This is a genomic window from Actinoalloteichus caeruleus, assembly GCF_049311605.1.
Taxonomy (GTDB): domain Bacteria; phylum Actinomycetota; class Actinomycetes; order Mycobacteriales; family Pseudonocardiaceae; genus Actinoalloteichus_B; species Actinoalloteichus_B caeruleus.
In genome coordinates, this window is record NZ_CP186005.1 from 3,802,111 (window position 1) to 3,817,099 (window position 14,989).

Here is a 14,989-nt window from a genome sequence, read left to right on the forward strand (position 1 = left end):
ACCCCGGACGAACGGGGATCAGGAGGGCGGGGCCTGTTGGCCGGGGTTGGCCGCCGGTGCTCCATCGGCCTGGTTCGCCAGGGTGTTCGCGGGGCCGGCCGGCGGGGCCGGCGCGACGGCGGGGGCCACGGGGGCGGCGGGGGCGGACTGCGGGGCCTCCGTCCCGTCCCGCGGCTCCCCGTCCCGCTTCATGCCCTTGACCTCGGCCTTGAGGATGCGCGCCGACTGGCCGAGGGACCTGGCCATCGCCGGCAGCTTCGTGGCACCGAACAGCAGGACGAGCACGACGGCGATGATCAGGATCTCGGCGGTACCGATGTTGGGCATGGTCCTCTCCCACGTTTCGGGGTCACTGGCAGGGTACTCCCGGACCGGGTGTGATCCGCCTACGCTTCCCGCCGGCTCCCCCGCGTGTTCGACGTCCCGCGCCGCTCCGCCACGGCCACCTTCAGCGCCGCCGTCCGCGCCCGGAGCAGACCACCCCGGTCAGCGAACCGCGCGGACAGCCGGCTCCGCGCGGCACTGGTCCGACGAGCGGCACGCAGCGCACGGCGCACCGCGACGGCGAGCACGACGAGCGCGACGGCGACGACGGCGAGGACGACCGCGAGAACCACGTGCGAGCTTTCGATGATCACCGGGACACGGTAGCGAGCTCCACTCAGCGGGCGTCGGCCAGCTCATCGGCCAGCCGGAGCGCCCGCTCGGCGCGTTCGGCGATCTCGGCGCCCAACGGCAGCGGCTCGACGACCCTGGCCCGGCCGCCCAGGCCCAGCACCAGTCGGACGACCCAGGAGCGGTCCGAGTAGCGGAGCCGCACCCGCAGCCGCCCGTCGGGCAGTTCGGTGCGTTCGTCCGTCGGGTAGTACTCGCTGACCCAGCGGGCGTCCTGGGTCAGTTCGAGCACCGCCGTCTCCTGGTCCGGCGTGGCGCGGAACGCCCCGCCCGCGACGTCCACGGGTTCCGCCTCCTCCGGGGTGCGGGCTGGCTCGTCGAGCAGCACGGCCTCGTCGACCCGGTCCAGCCGGAACAACCGGGTCGCTTCGGCCTGCCGGCACCAGGCGTCCAGGTAGCTGTGCCCGTCCATCAGGAGGACCCGCTTCGGGTCCACCACGCGAGTGGTGATGGCGTCGCGGGACGCCGTGTAGTAGCGGATGCGGAGGGCCCGGCCCTCGTCCACGGCCCTCGTCACCGTGCGCTGGACCGTCTCGGCGACGCCTGGTCGCCCGCCCAACCCGATCACGACGCCGCTGGGCTGGGCCTGGCCCACCGCGTCCTCGATCTTGGCGACGGCTCGGCTGACCGCCTCGGTGTCCGTCACCCCGGGCGTGTCGGCGAGGGCGCGCAGCGCCACCAGCAACGAGGTCGCCTCGGTGGCGGTGAGCCGCAGGGGACGGTCCATGCCGGCGTCGAAGGAGACGGTCACCGTCTCGTCGTCGAACGACAGGTCGATCAGGTCACCCGGTCCGTAGCCGGGGAGCCCGCACATCCACAGCAGCTCCAGGTCCTTGCGCAGCTGTTTCGGGGTCACCCCGAAATCCCGGGCGGCCTCCTCGACCAGGATCCCAGGGCGGGCCAACAGGTAGGGGACGAGGGCGAGCAGTCGGGCGAGCCGCTGCGAGGACGCGTTGCTCATCGGGTCTCCTCCACGATTCCACCGAGCACCGCGGCGACGGCGTCGGCCAGGCCGGCCGGCTCGATCACCAGCACGTCGGGGGCGTAGCCGGCGATCCAGTCCGCCGCCGAGGAGAGGGACCGGAACTCGATCTCGACGACGTCACCCGGTGTCCCACCCACCTCGCGGCCGCCGACGGTGGTGGCGTGCCGGCGGAGACCGTGCGCCCGGTCCGCCGCGATCCAGAGCACTGCCGGTTCCGGTGCGGGAGCGGGGTCGGCGCTGCCGGCGACGATCCTGAGCAGGTCGGCGTCGCTCGGTCGGTGAACGGCTCCCGGTTCGCCGACGGCGCGAACAGCGCCGACGATGCGGGAGAGCCGGAAGCAGCGGGTCGCACCCCGGTCCCGGTCATGGCCGACCAGGTACCAGCGGCCTCGCCAGGAGACCACTCCCCAGGGTTCCACCGTGCGCAGCCGGGCGTCCGGCTCCGGCTCCGAGGAACGGCGGTGCCGGAAGGTGACGACCTGGCCGTTCTCCACCGCCGCGCGCAGGGCGTCGAAGGCGGGCTCGGCGATGCGCACCTTCGGTTCGACGGCGGCCCCCACGCTCAGGTCCAGCTCGACCCCGGCGGCCCGTAACTTGAGCAGCGCCCCGTGCGCGGCCTGGGAGAACTCCGGGGACTCCCACAACCGGACCGCGAGTCCCACCGCCGCGGCCTCGTCGGCCTCGAGGTCGATCTCACCGAGTTCGTAGTCGGGGCGCGTGATCCGATACCCCTCGGTGTTGTCGAAGACCGAGTTGCGCCCGGTCTCCACGGGGATGCCGAGGTCCCGCAACTCGGCCTTGTCCCGTTCGAACATGCGGAAGAAGGCCTCGCTGCTGGGGGCCGTCGCGTACCCGGGGACGATGCCGCGGATGCGGTCCGCGGTCAGGTACTGACGGGAGGACAACAGACAGAGCACCAGGTTGACCAGGCGTTCGGCACGTGCGGAGGACACCACCGCACCCTAGCGGCCCCGCCCCGCCCGCCCTCCGGGAGGCCGGGGGGAACATCATCCGCGCGGGCGGTGCCCGCACCGGGGAGTGGTCACAACGACGAGATGAGGCGCTCCACCCGCTCGTCCACCGCGCGGAACGGGTCCTTGCACAGCACGGTGCGCTGGGCCTGGTCGTTCAGCTTGAGGTGCACCCAGTCCACCGTGAAGTCCCGACCGGCGTTCTGCGCGGCGGAGATGAAGTCGCCCCGGAGCTTGGCCCTCGTCGACTGGGGAGGGGTGTCCTTGGCGGCCTCGATCTCGCCGTCGTCGGTCGCCCGCTCGACCAGTGCCTTGCGCTGGAGGAGGTCGAACAGCCCCCGGCCCCTCCGGATGTCGTGGTAGGCCAGGTCGATCTGCGCCAGTCGCGGGTTGGACAGGCCGATCTGGTGCTTCTCGCGGTAGCGCTGCAACAGCCGGTGTTTGATCGCCCAGTCGACCTCCCGGTCGATCAGGCTGAAGTCCTGGGTCTCCACGGCGCGCAGCGTGCGGTCCCAGAGCTCCATCACCCGGTCGAGAGTGGCGTCGCTGCCGCGCTCCCGCAGGTACTCGGTGGCGCGCTGGTGGTAGTCCCGCTGGATCTCCAGCGCCGAGGCCTCCCGGCCGCCGGCGAGCCGAACGCCCCGCTGACCGGTGAGGTCGTGGCTGATCTCCCGGATGGCGCGGATCGGGTTGTCCAGCGTGAAGTCGCGGAACTGGACGCCCGCCTCGATCATCTCCAGCACCAGGTTGGTGGTGCCGACCTTGAGCAGCGTCGTGACCTCGGACATGTTCGAGTCACCAACGATGACGTGCAGCCGCCGGTAGCGTTCGGCGTCGGCGTGCGGCTCGTCCCTGGTGTTGATGATCGGCCGCGAGCGGGTGGTCGCGCTCGAAACCCCTTCCCAGATGTGCTCGGCCCGCTGCGACAGGCAGTACACCGCGCCCCTGGGGGTCTGGAGGACCTTCCCCGCCCCGCTGATGAGCTGGCGCGTCACGAGGAACGGCAGCAGGACGTCGGCGATCCTCGCGAACTCGCCCGCCCTGGCGACCAGGTAGTTCTCGTGGCACCCGTAGGAGTTGCCGGCCGAGTCGGTGTTGTTCTTGAACAGGAAGATGTCCCCGCCGATGCCCTCCTCCGCGAGCCGGCGTTCGGCGTCGACCAGCAGGTCCTCCAGGACCCGCTCCCCGGCCTTGTCGTGGGTGACCAGCTGGATGAGTTCGTCGCACTCGGCGGTCGCGTACTCGGGATGGGATCCGACGTCGAGGTACAGGCGGGAGCCGTTGCGCAGGAAGACGTTGGACGAGCGGCCCCAGGAGACCACCCGGCGGAACAAATACCTCGCGACCTCGTCCGGCGACAACCGGCGCTGCCCGTGAAAGGTGCAGGTCACCCCGAACTCGGTTTCGATACCGAAAATCCGCCGCTGCATGGCTCCACAGTAAGCGACTCCGCCCGCTCCCTCCGTGATCCATTCGGGGGGCGCTAGCTTCTGGTGATGCGAAAGTGGGTGTCCGAGGCTCTGAGACGGACGAACCGGCTGGACGGGAGACTGGTGCGCGCGAGCGGCCGACTACCGGCGACCAGAGCTGACGCGGTGTTCAGGGGCCTGGGCACCGCCGCGAACCACAGCCTGCTCTGGTTCGGGATCGCCGCCCTACTGGCGTCACGCGAAGGTGTGACGCGGCGTGCCGCGTACCGCGCCGTGATCTCGATCGCCGGAGCGAGCTTCACCGCGAACCTCGTCGGGAAGCCGTTGGTGCCCCGGAGGCGGCCCGCGACGGACCTGATCTCGGCGGAGCGGCGTTACGCGGCTCCACCCGTCTCCTCGTCGTTCCCGTCCGGCCATGCCGCCTCGGCTGCGGCCTTCGTCACGGCCGTGGGCATGGAGGCGCCGAAAGCCCTCCCGGTCGTCGCGCCCCTCGGTGCGGCGGTCGCGTACTCGCGGGTGCACACCGGTGTCCACTGGCCCAGCGATGTCGTCTTCGGCGCGCTGCTCGGCGGTGGGGTGGCGCTGGCGACGCGGCGGTGGTGGCCGCTGACGGACGGCGGGCCCGCGATCCGGCGGTCCCCGGTGCGGGCCACCCCGCTCTCCGACGGCGAGGGGCTGCTGGTCCTGGCCAACCCCGGCTCCGGGTCGGGTGGTGCCGATCCGACCGATCTGGTGTCCGAGTCCTGGCCGTCGGCCCGGATCCTGTCCCCGCCGGACGACGAGGCCACCGACCTGAGGCGGCACGTCGAGGAGGCCGTGGCCGGCAGCGCGGAGCCGGTGCGCGCGCTCGGCGTGGCCGGCGGTGACGGCACCGTCGCCGCGGTCGCGACCGTGGCCGCCGAGCGGGGCCTGCCGCTGGTGGTCATCCCCACGGGGACGTTGAACCACTTCGCGCGGGACGTGGCCTCGGGGTCGCCCGGGAGTTCCGCGTTGGCCACCGAGGAGGGCTTGGCCATCGAGGTGGACATCGGGACCGTGGACGGCGACGGGGCGGGGTGCCGGTGGTTCGTGAACACGGCGAGCCTCGGCGGTTACCCGGATCTGGTCCGGTACCGGGAGCGGTGGGAGCCCCGCTGGGGCCGGTGGTTGGCGGGAGCGGCGGCACTCGTCCGCGTGCTGCGGGAGGCGGAGCCGATCCGGGTGCGGATCGACGGCCGGGAACGCGCCGTCTGGCTCCTCTTCGTCGGGAACGGGGTGTACGAACCCCGCGGTTTCGCCCCGATGAACCGCCAGCGGATGGACGACGGGCTGCTCGATGTCCGCTACGTCCGCGCCGACGTGCCGTTCTCACGGCTGCGGTTCCTGGGGGCGGCCCTGACGGGCGCGTTGCACCACAGCCGCACGTACGTGCAGCAGGAGCGGCCGCGTTTCGAGGTAGACCTGGTCGACGACCGGACCAGGCTCGCGGTCGACGGGGAGGTGGCACCAGCGGGACGCTGGTTCCGGTTCACCACCCGGCCCCGTGCGCTGCGCGTCTACCACTGGCCGGAACGGGACGAGTGGCGTGGTTGAACCAGCACCGCCGTGGTCGGGCGGGGCCGCCGCCCGCCCGACCCCTCCGCCTCGCTCGTCCCGGCCCGCTCGCGACGGACGCGGGGGATGTCGCCGGCTTCCCGCGGAGGGAGATCGCGAGCCGGGTCGGGTGGTGCTGGGCGCCGCCGTGCGGGCCGGTGGGCGCTCGTGCGCCCCGACCCCGCCCGGAGCGGCCGTGCGGCGCCGTGGGTGGGGGAAGGTCGGCGGTGGCGCGGAGGACGCCCCGGCCTCGCCGCCCGCCCCGGCCGGGGCCGCCGCCCTGCCGGTGGACCGGACCGGGACCGGCTACTGGCCGTCGCCGGCAGTCGACCTGATCGGATGACGACAGCGGCCCTTCCTTCGGGTTCGATGGGACCGTATGGACTCGTCCTCGGGGAGCTTCGAAGGGCCGGTGGTCGTCGGCCTGGACGGGTCGCGGCCGTCGCTGGTCGCGCTCCGGGCCGCGGCCGACGAAGCGAAGTGCCGTTCCGCTCCGCTGCACGTCCTGCGGGCCTGGACGCTGCGGAGCGCGTCACGCCCCCCGGGCCTGCCGCCCGCGACGGTTCCCAGCCTCGACGAGTACGCCGGGTGGATGCGCGAGCACACCGTCCGGGTCGTGGCGGACTGCCTGGGTGAGGCTGAGGAGGTCACGGTGGGCGCGCCCCGGGGGCGCGCCGTCACCGTCCTCCTGGCGGCGTCCGCGACCGCCGGTCTGCTGGTTCTCGGCCACCGGGGCCGGGGCGGCCGGCTGATGCTGGGCTCGGTGGCCGCGCAGTGCGTCCGCGCGGCCGAATGCCCGGTCCTGGTGGTGCGGTGATCGGGCGTCGAACCTCGGGCGCCGCTACTCGGCGGCGGGACCGTCCGGCGCGTCCTCGCTCGACCGTTCCTCGACCAGCGTCGCCAGGGTGGCGGTGGGGATCCGCCGGAAGGCCCGGTTCGGTCGGAACCGCTCCAGCACCGCCACCTCCAGCTGGTTGACGGAGATCTCGCGCTTCGGCGCCGCGGCGCCCCCGCTCCCCGAGCCCGTCCCGACCTCGGCGCCGAGGGCCCGTACGGCCAGCCGCAGGGCAGCGGCCAGCTCCAGACCCTCCTGGTAGTCCTCCCGGAGGACACCCCGGATGGTGTCGGCCTGGCCGCCCATCACCACGAAGCGGGACTCGTCGTCGATCGACCCGTCGTAGGACAGGCGGAACATCTTGTCGTTCTCCTGCGAGGAGCCGACCTCGGCGACGCAGACCTCGACCTCGTAGGGCTTCACCCGCTCCGTGAAGACGGCGTCGAGCGCCTTCGCGTAGACGTTGGCCAGCGTCTGACCCGAGACGTCCTTCCGGTCGTAGGCGTACCCGGTGAGGTCCGCGTGCCGGATGCCGGCGACCCGGAGGCTGTCGAACTCCGGGTAGCGGCCGACGGCGGCGAACCCGATCCGGTCGTAGATCTCCGAGACCTTGTGCAGCGTGTTGGACGGGTTGTCCGCGACGAAGAGCACCCCGTCGGAGTAGGTGAGGACGACGACGCTCCTGCCCCTGGCGATGCCCTTGCGGGCCAGGTCGGAGCGCTCGCGCATCAGCTGTTCTGGCGAGGTGTAGAAGGGCAGAGTCACGTGGGAGCTCCCGGCGGGATGAGAGGGTCTGGCTGGGCTGGGTCGTCGTTCGCCGGGCTCAGCCGCCCGGGTTGTCCCGGCGACCGGCGACGACGGACTCCGCCACCGAGGCGGCCCGCTCGTCGGTCAGCCGGACCGCGCCGTGCTCCGGGGTGATGGTGACGATGACCGGGTAGATCTTCCTCGCGAGGTCCGGGTGGCCGGTGGCCGTGTCGTCGTCCGCCGCGTCGTACAGCGCCTCCACGGCGTTGCGGATCGCGGTGTCCTCGTCCACGTCCCGCTCGTGGCGCTTCTTCAGCGCCGACTTGGCGAACAGGGAGCCCGAACCGACGGCGTGGTAGGAGCCGTGCTCCTCGTAGCGGCCCCCGGTCACGTCGTAGTTGAAGATCCGGCCCGGCCACTCCGTCCCGTTCGAGTCGACGTCGATCCCGACGAACAGCGGTACGACGGCCAGTCCGGCCATCGCCAGCTCGAGGTTGCCACGGATCATGTTCGACAGCTGGTTGGCCTTGCCCTCCAACGAGAGCGACACCCCGTGGATCTTCTCGTAGTGCTGGAGCTCCACCGTGAACAGGCGGACGAGTTCCAGCGCGATGCCGGCCGTCCCCGCGATGGCCACCGCGGAGTAGGCGTCCGCGGTGAAGACCTTCTCGATGTCCCGTTGCACGATGAGGTTGCCCGCGGTGGCCCGCCGGTCACCCGCCAGCAGCACTCCGCCCCGGTACTTCAACGCCACCACGGTCGTGCCGTGCGGCGGGTGCCCGACCTGCCCTTCTGGCATCGCCCGGTTTCCGGGCAGCAGTTCGGGCGCGGCCGCCCGCACGAAGTCGACGAAGGATGATCCGGGAGCGAAGTAGGCGTTCGGCAGGGCCGCGCCCAAATGGGCGCGGGCTGTCGGGTTCTCCATGAGGCGGTGTACTCCTGGGTCGGCGTGACGGGTACGGCGGGCGGTGCCGACGGCCTACTGGCCGCCCTTCTGGACGTAGGCTCGCACGAAGTCCTCGGCGTTCTCCTCCAGGACGTCGTCGATCTCGTCCAGGATGGTGTCGACGTCCTCGCCAAGCTGTTCGCGCCGCTCCTGGCCCGCGGTCGTGGCTTCCTGGGCCTCGTCGTCCCCGTCGCCACCGCCGTGCTTCTGCGCGTGTTCCTGTGCCATCAGTCCTCCCGATGTCAGGGCGTTGCCCGTGTCCCAAGATTACCCAGTTGGCGGGGCGTCCGTCGTCCCGCCGAGCGGCCGACCGGGGTGGTCCCGCTACCGCCGGGTCAGCGAGTCGACGAGTTCCTCAGCGCTGGACGAGGCCTCAAGCAGGTGGCCGACGTGGGCTTTCGTCCCTCGCAGCGGCTCCAGGGTGGGGATGCGCACCAGGGACTCCCTGCCGAGGTCGAAGATCACCGAGTCCCAGGAGGCCGCCGAGATCTGGGCCGGGTACCGCTCCATGCACTGGCCGCGGAAGTAGGCCCTGGTGTCCTCCGGGGGCAGCGTGATCGCCGCCCGCACCTCCTCCTCGTCGACGAGCCGCCGCATCGAGCCCCGCGCGACCAGCCGGTTGTAGAGCCCCTTGGACAGCCGGACGTCGGAGTACTGGAGGTCGATCATGTGCAGGCGGGAGGACGCCCACCCGAGGTTGTCCCGGGCGCGGTACCCCTCCAACAGCCGGAGCTTCGCCGGCCAGTCGAGCATGTCCGCGCACTCCGCCGGGTCCCGGCTGAGCCTGTTCAGCACCTCGCCCCAGGTCTGGAGGACGTGGGCGGACTCCTGGTCGACGCCCTCGGACTCGGCGTGCCGGACGGCGCGTTCGTGGTACGCCCACTGGAGGTCGAGCCCGGTGAAACGCCGCCCGTTGGCGAGCGGGACGGTCGCGCGGAGCGAGGGGTCGTGGCTGATGGTGTGCACGGCCCGCACCGGGTCGCCGAGCCGCAGGTCGTCGAAGCGGTGGCCAGATTCGATCATGTCCAGGACCAGTGCCGTGCTGCCCAGCTTCAGGTAGGTGGAGTACTCGGCCAGGTTCGCGTCACCGATGATCACGTGCAGGCGCCGGTACTTGTCGGCGTCGGCGTGGGGCTCGTCGCGGGTGTTGATGATGCCCCGCTTGAGGGTGGTCTCCAGCCCGACCTCGACCTCGATGTAGTCGGCCCGCTGGGACAGCTGGAACCCCGCGCCGTCGCCGGACGCGCCCAGCCCGACCCGCCCCGACCCGCACACCACCTGGCGGGAGGCGAAGAAGGGGATCAGGCCGGAGATCACCGAGGTGAAGGGCGTGCCGCGCGCCATCAGGTAGTTCTCGTGGCTGCCGTAGCTGGCGCCCTTGTTGTCGATGTTGTTCTTGTACAGCTGGATGTGCGGTTGTCCCGGAACGGTGGCGGCCCGCATGGCCGCCTCCTCCATCACCCGCTCCCCCGCCTTGTCCCAGATCACCGCGTCCCTGGCGTTGGTGACCTCCGGCGTGGAGTACTCGGGGTGGGCGTGGTCGACGTAGAGCCGCGCGCCGTTGGTGAGGATGACGTTGGCCGCGCCGAGGTCGTCGCCCTCGTGGTCGGTGGCGGGCAGGCTCGGCCCTCCCAGGTCGAAGCCACGGGCGTCCCGCAGCGGGGACTCCACCTCGTAGTCCCACCGCGCTCGGCGGGACCGGGGGATGTCGGCGGCCGCCGCGTAGGCCAGCACCACCTGGGTGGAAGTGAGAACGGGGTTGGCGGTGCTCTCACCCGGCACCGTGATCCCGTATTCGACTTCGGTTCCCATGATCCGCCGCATGGGTTTCAGCCTACGGCTTCGGGACCTTTCTCGGCTTGATCATGAGCGCGACACTTGAAAGAGTGACCGGACGGACACTCTCCGTCCTCGCCTCGTCGGGTGGAATCGCTCCGACCAGCCGCACCACCACATGGGTGGTGGAATACCACCACAGCTGTGGTGGTGCTCGGCCCGGTGGTGTCGTCGTGCGAGGCTGGGGATATGGGTGAACCGGTCTCCCGGGGAGACGAACTGGTCGCCGTCTACGACGCCGACGGCACGGTCGTGGGCAGCGCCCCCAGGAGGCGGGTCAGGGCGGAGAACCTGTGGCACGGGTGTGGGGCGGTCCTGCTGCTCTCGCCCGGCGGCGACCAGGCATACGTACACCGGCGCACCGACACCAAGGACATCTTCCCCGGAGGGCTGGACTGCTTCGCCGGGGGCGTGGTGGACGCGGGCGAGGACCCCGCCGACTGCGCGCGCCGTGAACTCGCGGAGGAGTTGGGGGTGGTCGGAGTGCCGCTGCGGCCCGTCCTCGTCGGTTCCTACGAGGGGCCGGGGCTCCGGGTGCGCACCCACCTCTTCGAGGCGCGGTGGGGCGGTGAGGTGCGGCACCAGCCCGAGGAGATCGCGTCGGGCTGGTGGATGCCGTTGGAGGAGTTGCGGCGGCGGAGCGTCGACCCCGGATGGCCCCTGGTGCCGGACAGCCGGCTGCTGGTTCGGGAGTGGTTCCGACGCTCCGCCGCGGGTGGTCTGGGGACGTGAGGGAGGTCAGTGCCAGGGCAACGCGGACCGGCGTCGCCAGTACCGCTCGGCTGGCTCGGCCAGGGTCGCGACCATCGCCGACCTCTCGGCGGGGAGCAACGGGACGCCGACAGCGAGCAGGTTCCGCCTGAGCTGCTCGACGTTGGCCGGCCCGAGCAGGACGGTGTCCGCCCACGGCTGCGCCAGCGCCGCCGCGATCGCGACGGCGTCCGGGCCCACTCCGGCTCGTTCGGCTCCGACGCGGATCAGGTCAGGCGCGTCGACGACCAGCCGCCCGTTGGCCAGCGGCTCCTTGACCAGCACCCGCAGGCCCGCCTCCGAGGCCGCGGCCAACGCCGGACCGACCGAGGGCTCCAGCAGGTTCCAGGTGGACTGCACCGTCGCGAACAGCCGCTCGCCGTCGACCTCCAGCTCCACCGCGCGCTCGATGGTCTCCGACTGGCGTGGGCCGGAGGTGGAGAACCCGATCCGGGTACCACCTCCGGCCAGCTCGGCCAGCCGCCCCAGCAGTGCCCGGTCGTCGAACAGCGGGCTGTCGGGCGTCAGCGAATGCACCTGGTAGACGCCCAGCGCATCCCCGAGCCGGTCGCGGCTTTCCCGCGACTGCTCGTCGAACCGCTCGGCGCTGTGCTCCTTCACCTCGTGGACCTCGGCGTCGACACGCCACTCGCCCACGTAGGTGTACCCCCACTTGCTGGACACCGTCAGGTCACGGTGCCCCCGGTCCGCGAGCCAGTCCGCGAGGAAGTCCTCCGCGAGGCCGTAGGAGCGGGCCGTGTCAACCCACCGGACGCCAGCCGCGTACGCGGCGTCCAGCACGTCGTGGCAGTTCCGCCGCATCGCCTCCACCGTGCGCTCCGCCGGCAGGGCGTCCGCTCCCCCTTGGTTGATGTAGGCCGGTCGACCCAGCGCCGCGAGCCCGAGGCCAAGCCTCCGGATCCCGGCATCGTCGACCGGTTGGGACTTATCCATCCGGGTGACATTACCGGGGGGATCGGAGTGGGGCTGGCGACGGCATCAGTCCAGGTTCCCGAGCACCTGGTCGGCCAGGTTCCGCGCTCCCGCGCAGTCGGCGTCCTCGACCCCCCCGAACTGGATCGTCAGCGCCGTGTCGTCCACGTCGGCGACGACGAGGCAGCCTCCCTCCTCGCCACTGCCCGGGGCCCAGGTGGCGTCGTGCCCCCTGACCTGGAAACCGGTCCCCTCCCCCACCAGCAGCTCGTTGGTGGCACGCCACTGGGAGTAGGGCTCGGAGGTCACGGCGGTGATGACGACGCGCTGCCGGGAACCGGCTGACCACGTGCACGTGGGCCCCTGCGCCCGGTTGGTGCTGTAGTTGGGGCTCGGGTCCGCCATCAGTTGCTGGACGGCCCCGGGCTGGCTCTCGCAGCTGCTCCTGACCGCGTTGCCCAGTCGCTCCTGCGCGGCTTCGAGGGTGGTTCTGGTGGTCGGGCCACTGCCCGCGTCCACCGGTTCCTCCTGTCCGCAGGCGGCCAGGGTGAGCAGCAGCAGCCCGGCGGAGGCCGCCGGGATGACGACGGACCTGGGTGAACCTGGCATCGGTGTGGACTCCTCACGGGTTGGTCGGTGTCCCTCCGGGGCCGGCGCCCCGGGCGGGTTCCACGGCCGTGCCACCGTGGGTCCCGTCGCGAAGGCAACGCACCGCCGGCCGGACGGTGACCAGCTGGGAACCACGGATGGGTGAACGATTGCGTCGCCGCACCGCGTTGCGGCATTGCGTCACGACCGACCTCACCCTTTGGCCGCATCAATGGCGCATCCTGACAGAAGGTGCCAGTGGAGGAACATATTCACCTCCACTATCCGTGATGTTGATCACCCTTATGGGTGAGCACTATCGGATTTTGGCGGGTTGGCGCCAACAATCCCGCCGACCGTGGGCGAAAGGTTTTCGCGGTTGCTGAATTCAACGCCAACCATTCACCAGGTCCGGAAATTTTCGTTCGGCAAGAACAAGAAGGCGGGAGCGCCGGCACGGGAGACGCCACCGACGCCGCCCCTCGGGCTCAACGGTGCTCCGCACGGTCGGACCCCGGGTGCGCACCACCCCGTGGACCCCGCTGGTGCTCACGGCCGGGGACTGGACGCGCGCGGCCACCAGCGGACCGGTCCCCCACGCGCGGTGTTCCCGTCCCCGCCGACATGGGGGACGGCGGGCTCGCCCCTCCCCCCTCGGGCCCGTGAGTGCCCTTGGCGCCCCGGCCCCTCCCCCGAGCCCGTGGACGCCCGTCGTGTGGACCCGGCAGCGGCGCCAGGAACCGTTCCCACCACCTCGGCGGGCCCCGACGAACGCCCGGGGCTCCCGACGAACGCCTGGGGCCCCCGGCGACGGCCGGAGGCCCCAGGTCACGGGTCGTTCGACCCCGGAGGTTCCTCAGAGGTACTGACCGGTGTTGGTCGCGGTGTCGATCGCCCGGCCGGCGTCCTGGTTCTTCCCGGTCACCAGCGTGCGGATGTAGACGATGCGCTCACCCTTCTTGCCCGAGATGCGTGCCCAGTCGTCCGGGTTGGTGGTGTTGGGCAGGTCCTCGTTCTCGGCGAACTCGTCGACGATCGCGTCCAACAGGTGCTGGACGCGGAGCCCGGGCTGCTTGGTCTCCAGCACGGACTTGATGGCCGCCTTCTTCGACCGGTCGACGATGTTCTGGATCATCGCTCCCGAGTTGAAGTCGCGGAAGTAGAGGACCTCCTTGTCACCGTTGGCGTAGGTGACCTCGAGGAAGCGGTTCTCGTCGCTCTCCGCGTACATGCGCTCCACGGTGTGCTGGATCATGGCGTCGATGCACGCCGCCTTGTCCCCCTGGAACTCGGCGAGGTCGTCGGCGTGGATGGGCAGGCTCGGCGTCAGGTACTTGGAGAAGATGTCCTGCGCCGCCTCGGCGTCGGGCCGCTCGATCTTGATCTTCACATCCAACCGCCCGGGCCGCAGGATGGCGGGATCGATCATGTCCTCCCGGTTGGAGGCACCGATCACGATCACGTTCTCCAGTCCCTCGACCCCGTCGATCTCGCTCAGCAGCTGCGGCACGATGGTCGTCTCGACATCCGAGGAGACCCCGCTCCCCCTGGTGCGGAAGATCGAGTCCATCTCGTCGAAGAAGACGATCACGGGGGTGCCCTCGGACGCCTTCTCCCTGGCGCGTTGGAAGATCAGCCGGATGTGGCGCTCCGTCTCCCCCACGAACTTGTTGAGGAGCTCGGGCCCCTTGATGTTGAGGAAGTAGGACTTCGCCTGCCCGGCCTCCCCGCCCTGCGCCACCACGACCTGCTTGGCGAGCGAGTTGGCGACGGCCTTCGCGATCAGGGTCTTCCCGCACCCGGGAGGTCCGTACAGCAGGACGCCCTTCGGGGGGCGCAGTTCGTACTCGTGGAAGAGGCCGGCGTGCAGGAACGGCAGCTCGACGGCATCGCGGATCTGCTCGATCTGACGTCCCAGACCGCCGATGTCCTCGTAGCGGACGTCGGGGACCTCCTCCAGGACGAGGTCCTCCACCTCGGCCTTGGGAACGCGCTCGTAGGCGTAACCCGCCTTGCCGTCCACCAGCAGGGAGTCACCGGACTTGAGCTTCGACTCGGCCAGCGGGGTGGAAAGCCAGACCACCCGTTCCTCGTCGGTGTGCCCGACGACGAGAGCCCGTCGGGGCAGCCCCTCCTGCTCCTCCACCAGGACCTCGCGGAGGGTGCAGAGCTCACCGGTGCGTTCGAACTCACCGGCTTCCACCACGGTGAGGGCCTCGTTCAGCCGGACGGTCTGCCCCAGGCTGAGTTCGGCGGCCTCCACCGCCGGTGAGACCGCCACGCGCATCCGGCGGCTCGCGGTGAAGACGTCGACGGTGCCGTCCTCGTAGGCCCGGAGGAACACTCCGTAGCCGCTCGGCGGCTGCGCCAGCCGGTCGACCTCCTCACGGAGGGCGAGCAGCTGCCCTCGGGCCTCCTTCAGGGTGTCCACCAGCTTGGCGTTGCGTTCGGTCAACTGGTTGATGCGGTTGGACGCCTCGGCCAGCCGCTGCTCCAACAACTGGTTGTGGCGAGGTGACTCGGTCAGTTTGCGGCGCAGCAGCGCCACCTCGTCTTCCAGGAATCGGATCTGCGCCGTCAACTCGACATCTTCACCGTCGGTCTGCCGTGTGCCGCCTGGCTCAGGCTGGCTGCCGGGACGGTCATGGTCCATCTCGGCACCTCCTCCCGTACTGGTGGAGTCCACGGTACCGGCGATCAGCCCGGTTGGTAATGATCCAC

At 71.2% G+C, this 14,989-nt stretch carries 16 protein-coding genes; 4 read left to right on the forward strand and 12 right to left on the reverse strand.

The window, feature by feature from the left end:
- Window positions 1-18: 18 nt before the first annotated feature.
- The 5 genes from tatA to pafA all read right to left on the reverse strand — a co-directional run bounded on the left by tatA (window position 19) and on the right by pafA (window position 4,061).
- A complete protein-coding gene (gene tatA, locus ACOJVX_RS15160) occupies window positions 19-327 on the reverse strand; it encodes a Sec-independent protein translocase subunit TatA (RefSeq protein WP_026419792.1) in 309 nt (102 codons plus the stop codon).
- 59 nt (window positions 328-386) lie between these two features.
- Window positions 387-638, reverse strand: coding sequence for a hypothetical protein (locus ACOJVX_RS15165; RefSeq protein ID WP_245588892.1), 252 nt, complete (start codon window positions 636-638; stop codon window positions 387-389).
- A 23-nt stretch (window positions 639-661) separates the two neighbouring features.
- Window positions 662-1,636 (reverse strand): helix-turn-helix transcriptional regulator, encoded by a 975-nt coding sequence (locus ACOJVX_RS15170; protein WP_026419793.1) that lies wholly within the window; start codon window positions 1,634-1,636, stop codon window positions 662-664.
- On the reverse strand, window positions 1,633-2,613 hold the full coding sequence (locus ACOJVX_RS15175; RefSeq protein WP_026419794.1) for a helix-turn-helix transcriptional regulator: 981 nt from the start codon (window positions 2,611-2,613) through the stop codon (window positions 1,633-1,635). Before ACOJVX_RS15175 ends, ACOJVX_RS15170 begins: the two co-directional genes overlap by 4 nt.
- 89 nt (window positions 2,614-2,702) lie before the next feature.
- Entirely contained in the window at window positions 2,703-4,061 is a 1,359-nt protein-coding gene (gene pafA, locus ACOJVX_RS15180; protein WP_026419795.1) for a Pup--protein ligase, read from the reverse strand.
- Window positions 4,062-4,127: 66 nt separating this feature from the next.
- On the opposite strand from pafA, the gene ACOJVX_RS15185 reads away from it, so the two are divergent.
- From ACOJVX_RS15185 to ACOJVX_RS15195, 3 genes are all read left to right on the forward strand, one after another.
- Window positions 4,128-5,633, forward strand: coding sequence for a bifunctional phosphatase PAP2/diacylglycerol kinase family protein (locus ACOJVX_RS15185; RefSeq protein ID WP_422646870.1), 1,506 nt, complete (start codon window positions 4,128-4,130; stop codon window positions 5,631-5,633).
- 196 nt (window positions 5,634-5,829) lie between these two features.
- Window positions 5,830-5,976: a hypothetical protein gene (locus ACOJVX_RS15190; protein ID WP_162147325.1), complete on the forward strand. Its 147-nt coding sequence runs from the start codon at window positions 5,830-5,832 to the stop codon at window positions 5,974-5,976.
- A gap of 36 nt (window positions 5,977-6,012) precedes the next feature.
- The gene (locus ACOJVX_RS15195) at window positions 6,013-6,450 is read left to right on the forward strand and encodes a universal stress protein (protein WP_030105304.1); all 438 of its coding nucleotides are present in this window, start codon (window positions 6,013-6,015) and stop codon (window positions 6,448-6,450) included.
- Between the two features lie 24 nt (window positions 6,451-6,474).
- On the opposite strand, the gene prcA is transcribed toward ACOJVX_RS15195, so the two are convergent.
- The 4 genes from prcA to dop all read right to left on the reverse strand — a co-directional run bounded on the left by prcA (window position 6,475) and on the right by dop (window position 9,985).
- Window positions 6,475-7,233, reverse strand: a complete 759-nt coding sequence (prcA, locus tag ACOJVX_RS15200) for a proteasome subunit alpha (RefSeq protein WP_026419799.1) — start codon at window positions 7,231-7,233, stop codon at window positions 6,475-6,477.
- A 58-nt stretch (window positions 7,234-7,291) separates the two neighbouring features.
- Entirely contained in the window at window positions 7,292-8,140 is an 849-nt protein-coding gene (gene prcB, locus ACOJVX_RS15205; protein ID WP_418154650.1) for a proteasome subunit beta, read from the reverse strand.
- A gap of 54 nt (window positions 8,141-8,194) precedes the next feature.
- Entirely contained in the window at window positions 8,195-8,389 is a 195-nt protein-coding gene (locus tag ACOJVX_RS15210; protein ID WP_016697490.1) for a ubiquitin-like protein Pup, read from the reverse strand.
- Between the two features lie 96 nt (window positions 8,390-8,485).
- Complete coding sequence (dop, locus tag ACOJVX_RS15215; RefSeq protein WP_026419801.1) at window positions 8,486-9,985, reverse strand: depupylase/deamidase Dop; 1,500 nt, start codon at window positions 9,983-9,985, stop codon at window positions 8,486-8,488.
- A 201-nt stretch (window positions 9,986-10,186) separates the two neighbouring features.
- Between dop and ACOJVX_RS15220 the strand changes: the two genes are divergently transcribed.
- Window positions 10,187-10,729 carry an NUDIX hydrolase gene (locus ACOJVX_RS15220; RefSeq protein ID WP_026419802.1) on the forward strand — a complete coding sequence of 181 codons (543 nt, stop codon included), beginning with the start codon at window positions 10,187-10,189 and terminating at the stop codon, window positions 10,727-10,729.
- A gap of 6 nt (window positions 10,730-10,735) precedes the next feature.
- Here the strand turns inward: ACOJVX_RS15220 and ACOJVX_RS15225 are convergent, their stop codons facing one another.
- The 3 genes from ACOJVX_RS15225 to arc all read right to left on the reverse strand — a co-directional run bounded on the left by ACOJVX_RS15225 (window position 10,736) and on the right by arc (window position 14,921).
- On the reverse strand, window positions 10,736-11,701 hold the full coding sequence (locus ACOJVX_RS15225; protein WP_030226756.1) for an aldo/keto reductase: 966 nt from the start codon (window positions 11,699-11,701) through the stop codon (window positions 10,736-10,738).
- Window positions 11,702-11,746: 45 nt separating this feature from the next.
- Window positions 11,747-12,289: a DUF3558 family protein gene (locus ACOJVX_RS15230; protein ID WP_418154653.1), complete on the reverse strand. Its 543-nt coding sequence runs from the start codon at window positions 12,287-12,289 to the stop codon at window positions 11,747-11,749.
- An 835-nt stretch (window positions 12,290-13,124) separates the two neighbouring features.
- Window positions 13,125-14,921, reverse strand: a complete 1,797-nt coding sequence (gene arc / locus ACOJVX_RS15235) for a proteasome ATPase (RefSeq protein WP_026419805.1) — start codon at window positions 14,919-14,921, stop codon at window positions 13,125-13,127.
- Window positions 14,922-14,989: the final 68 nt, after the last annotated feature.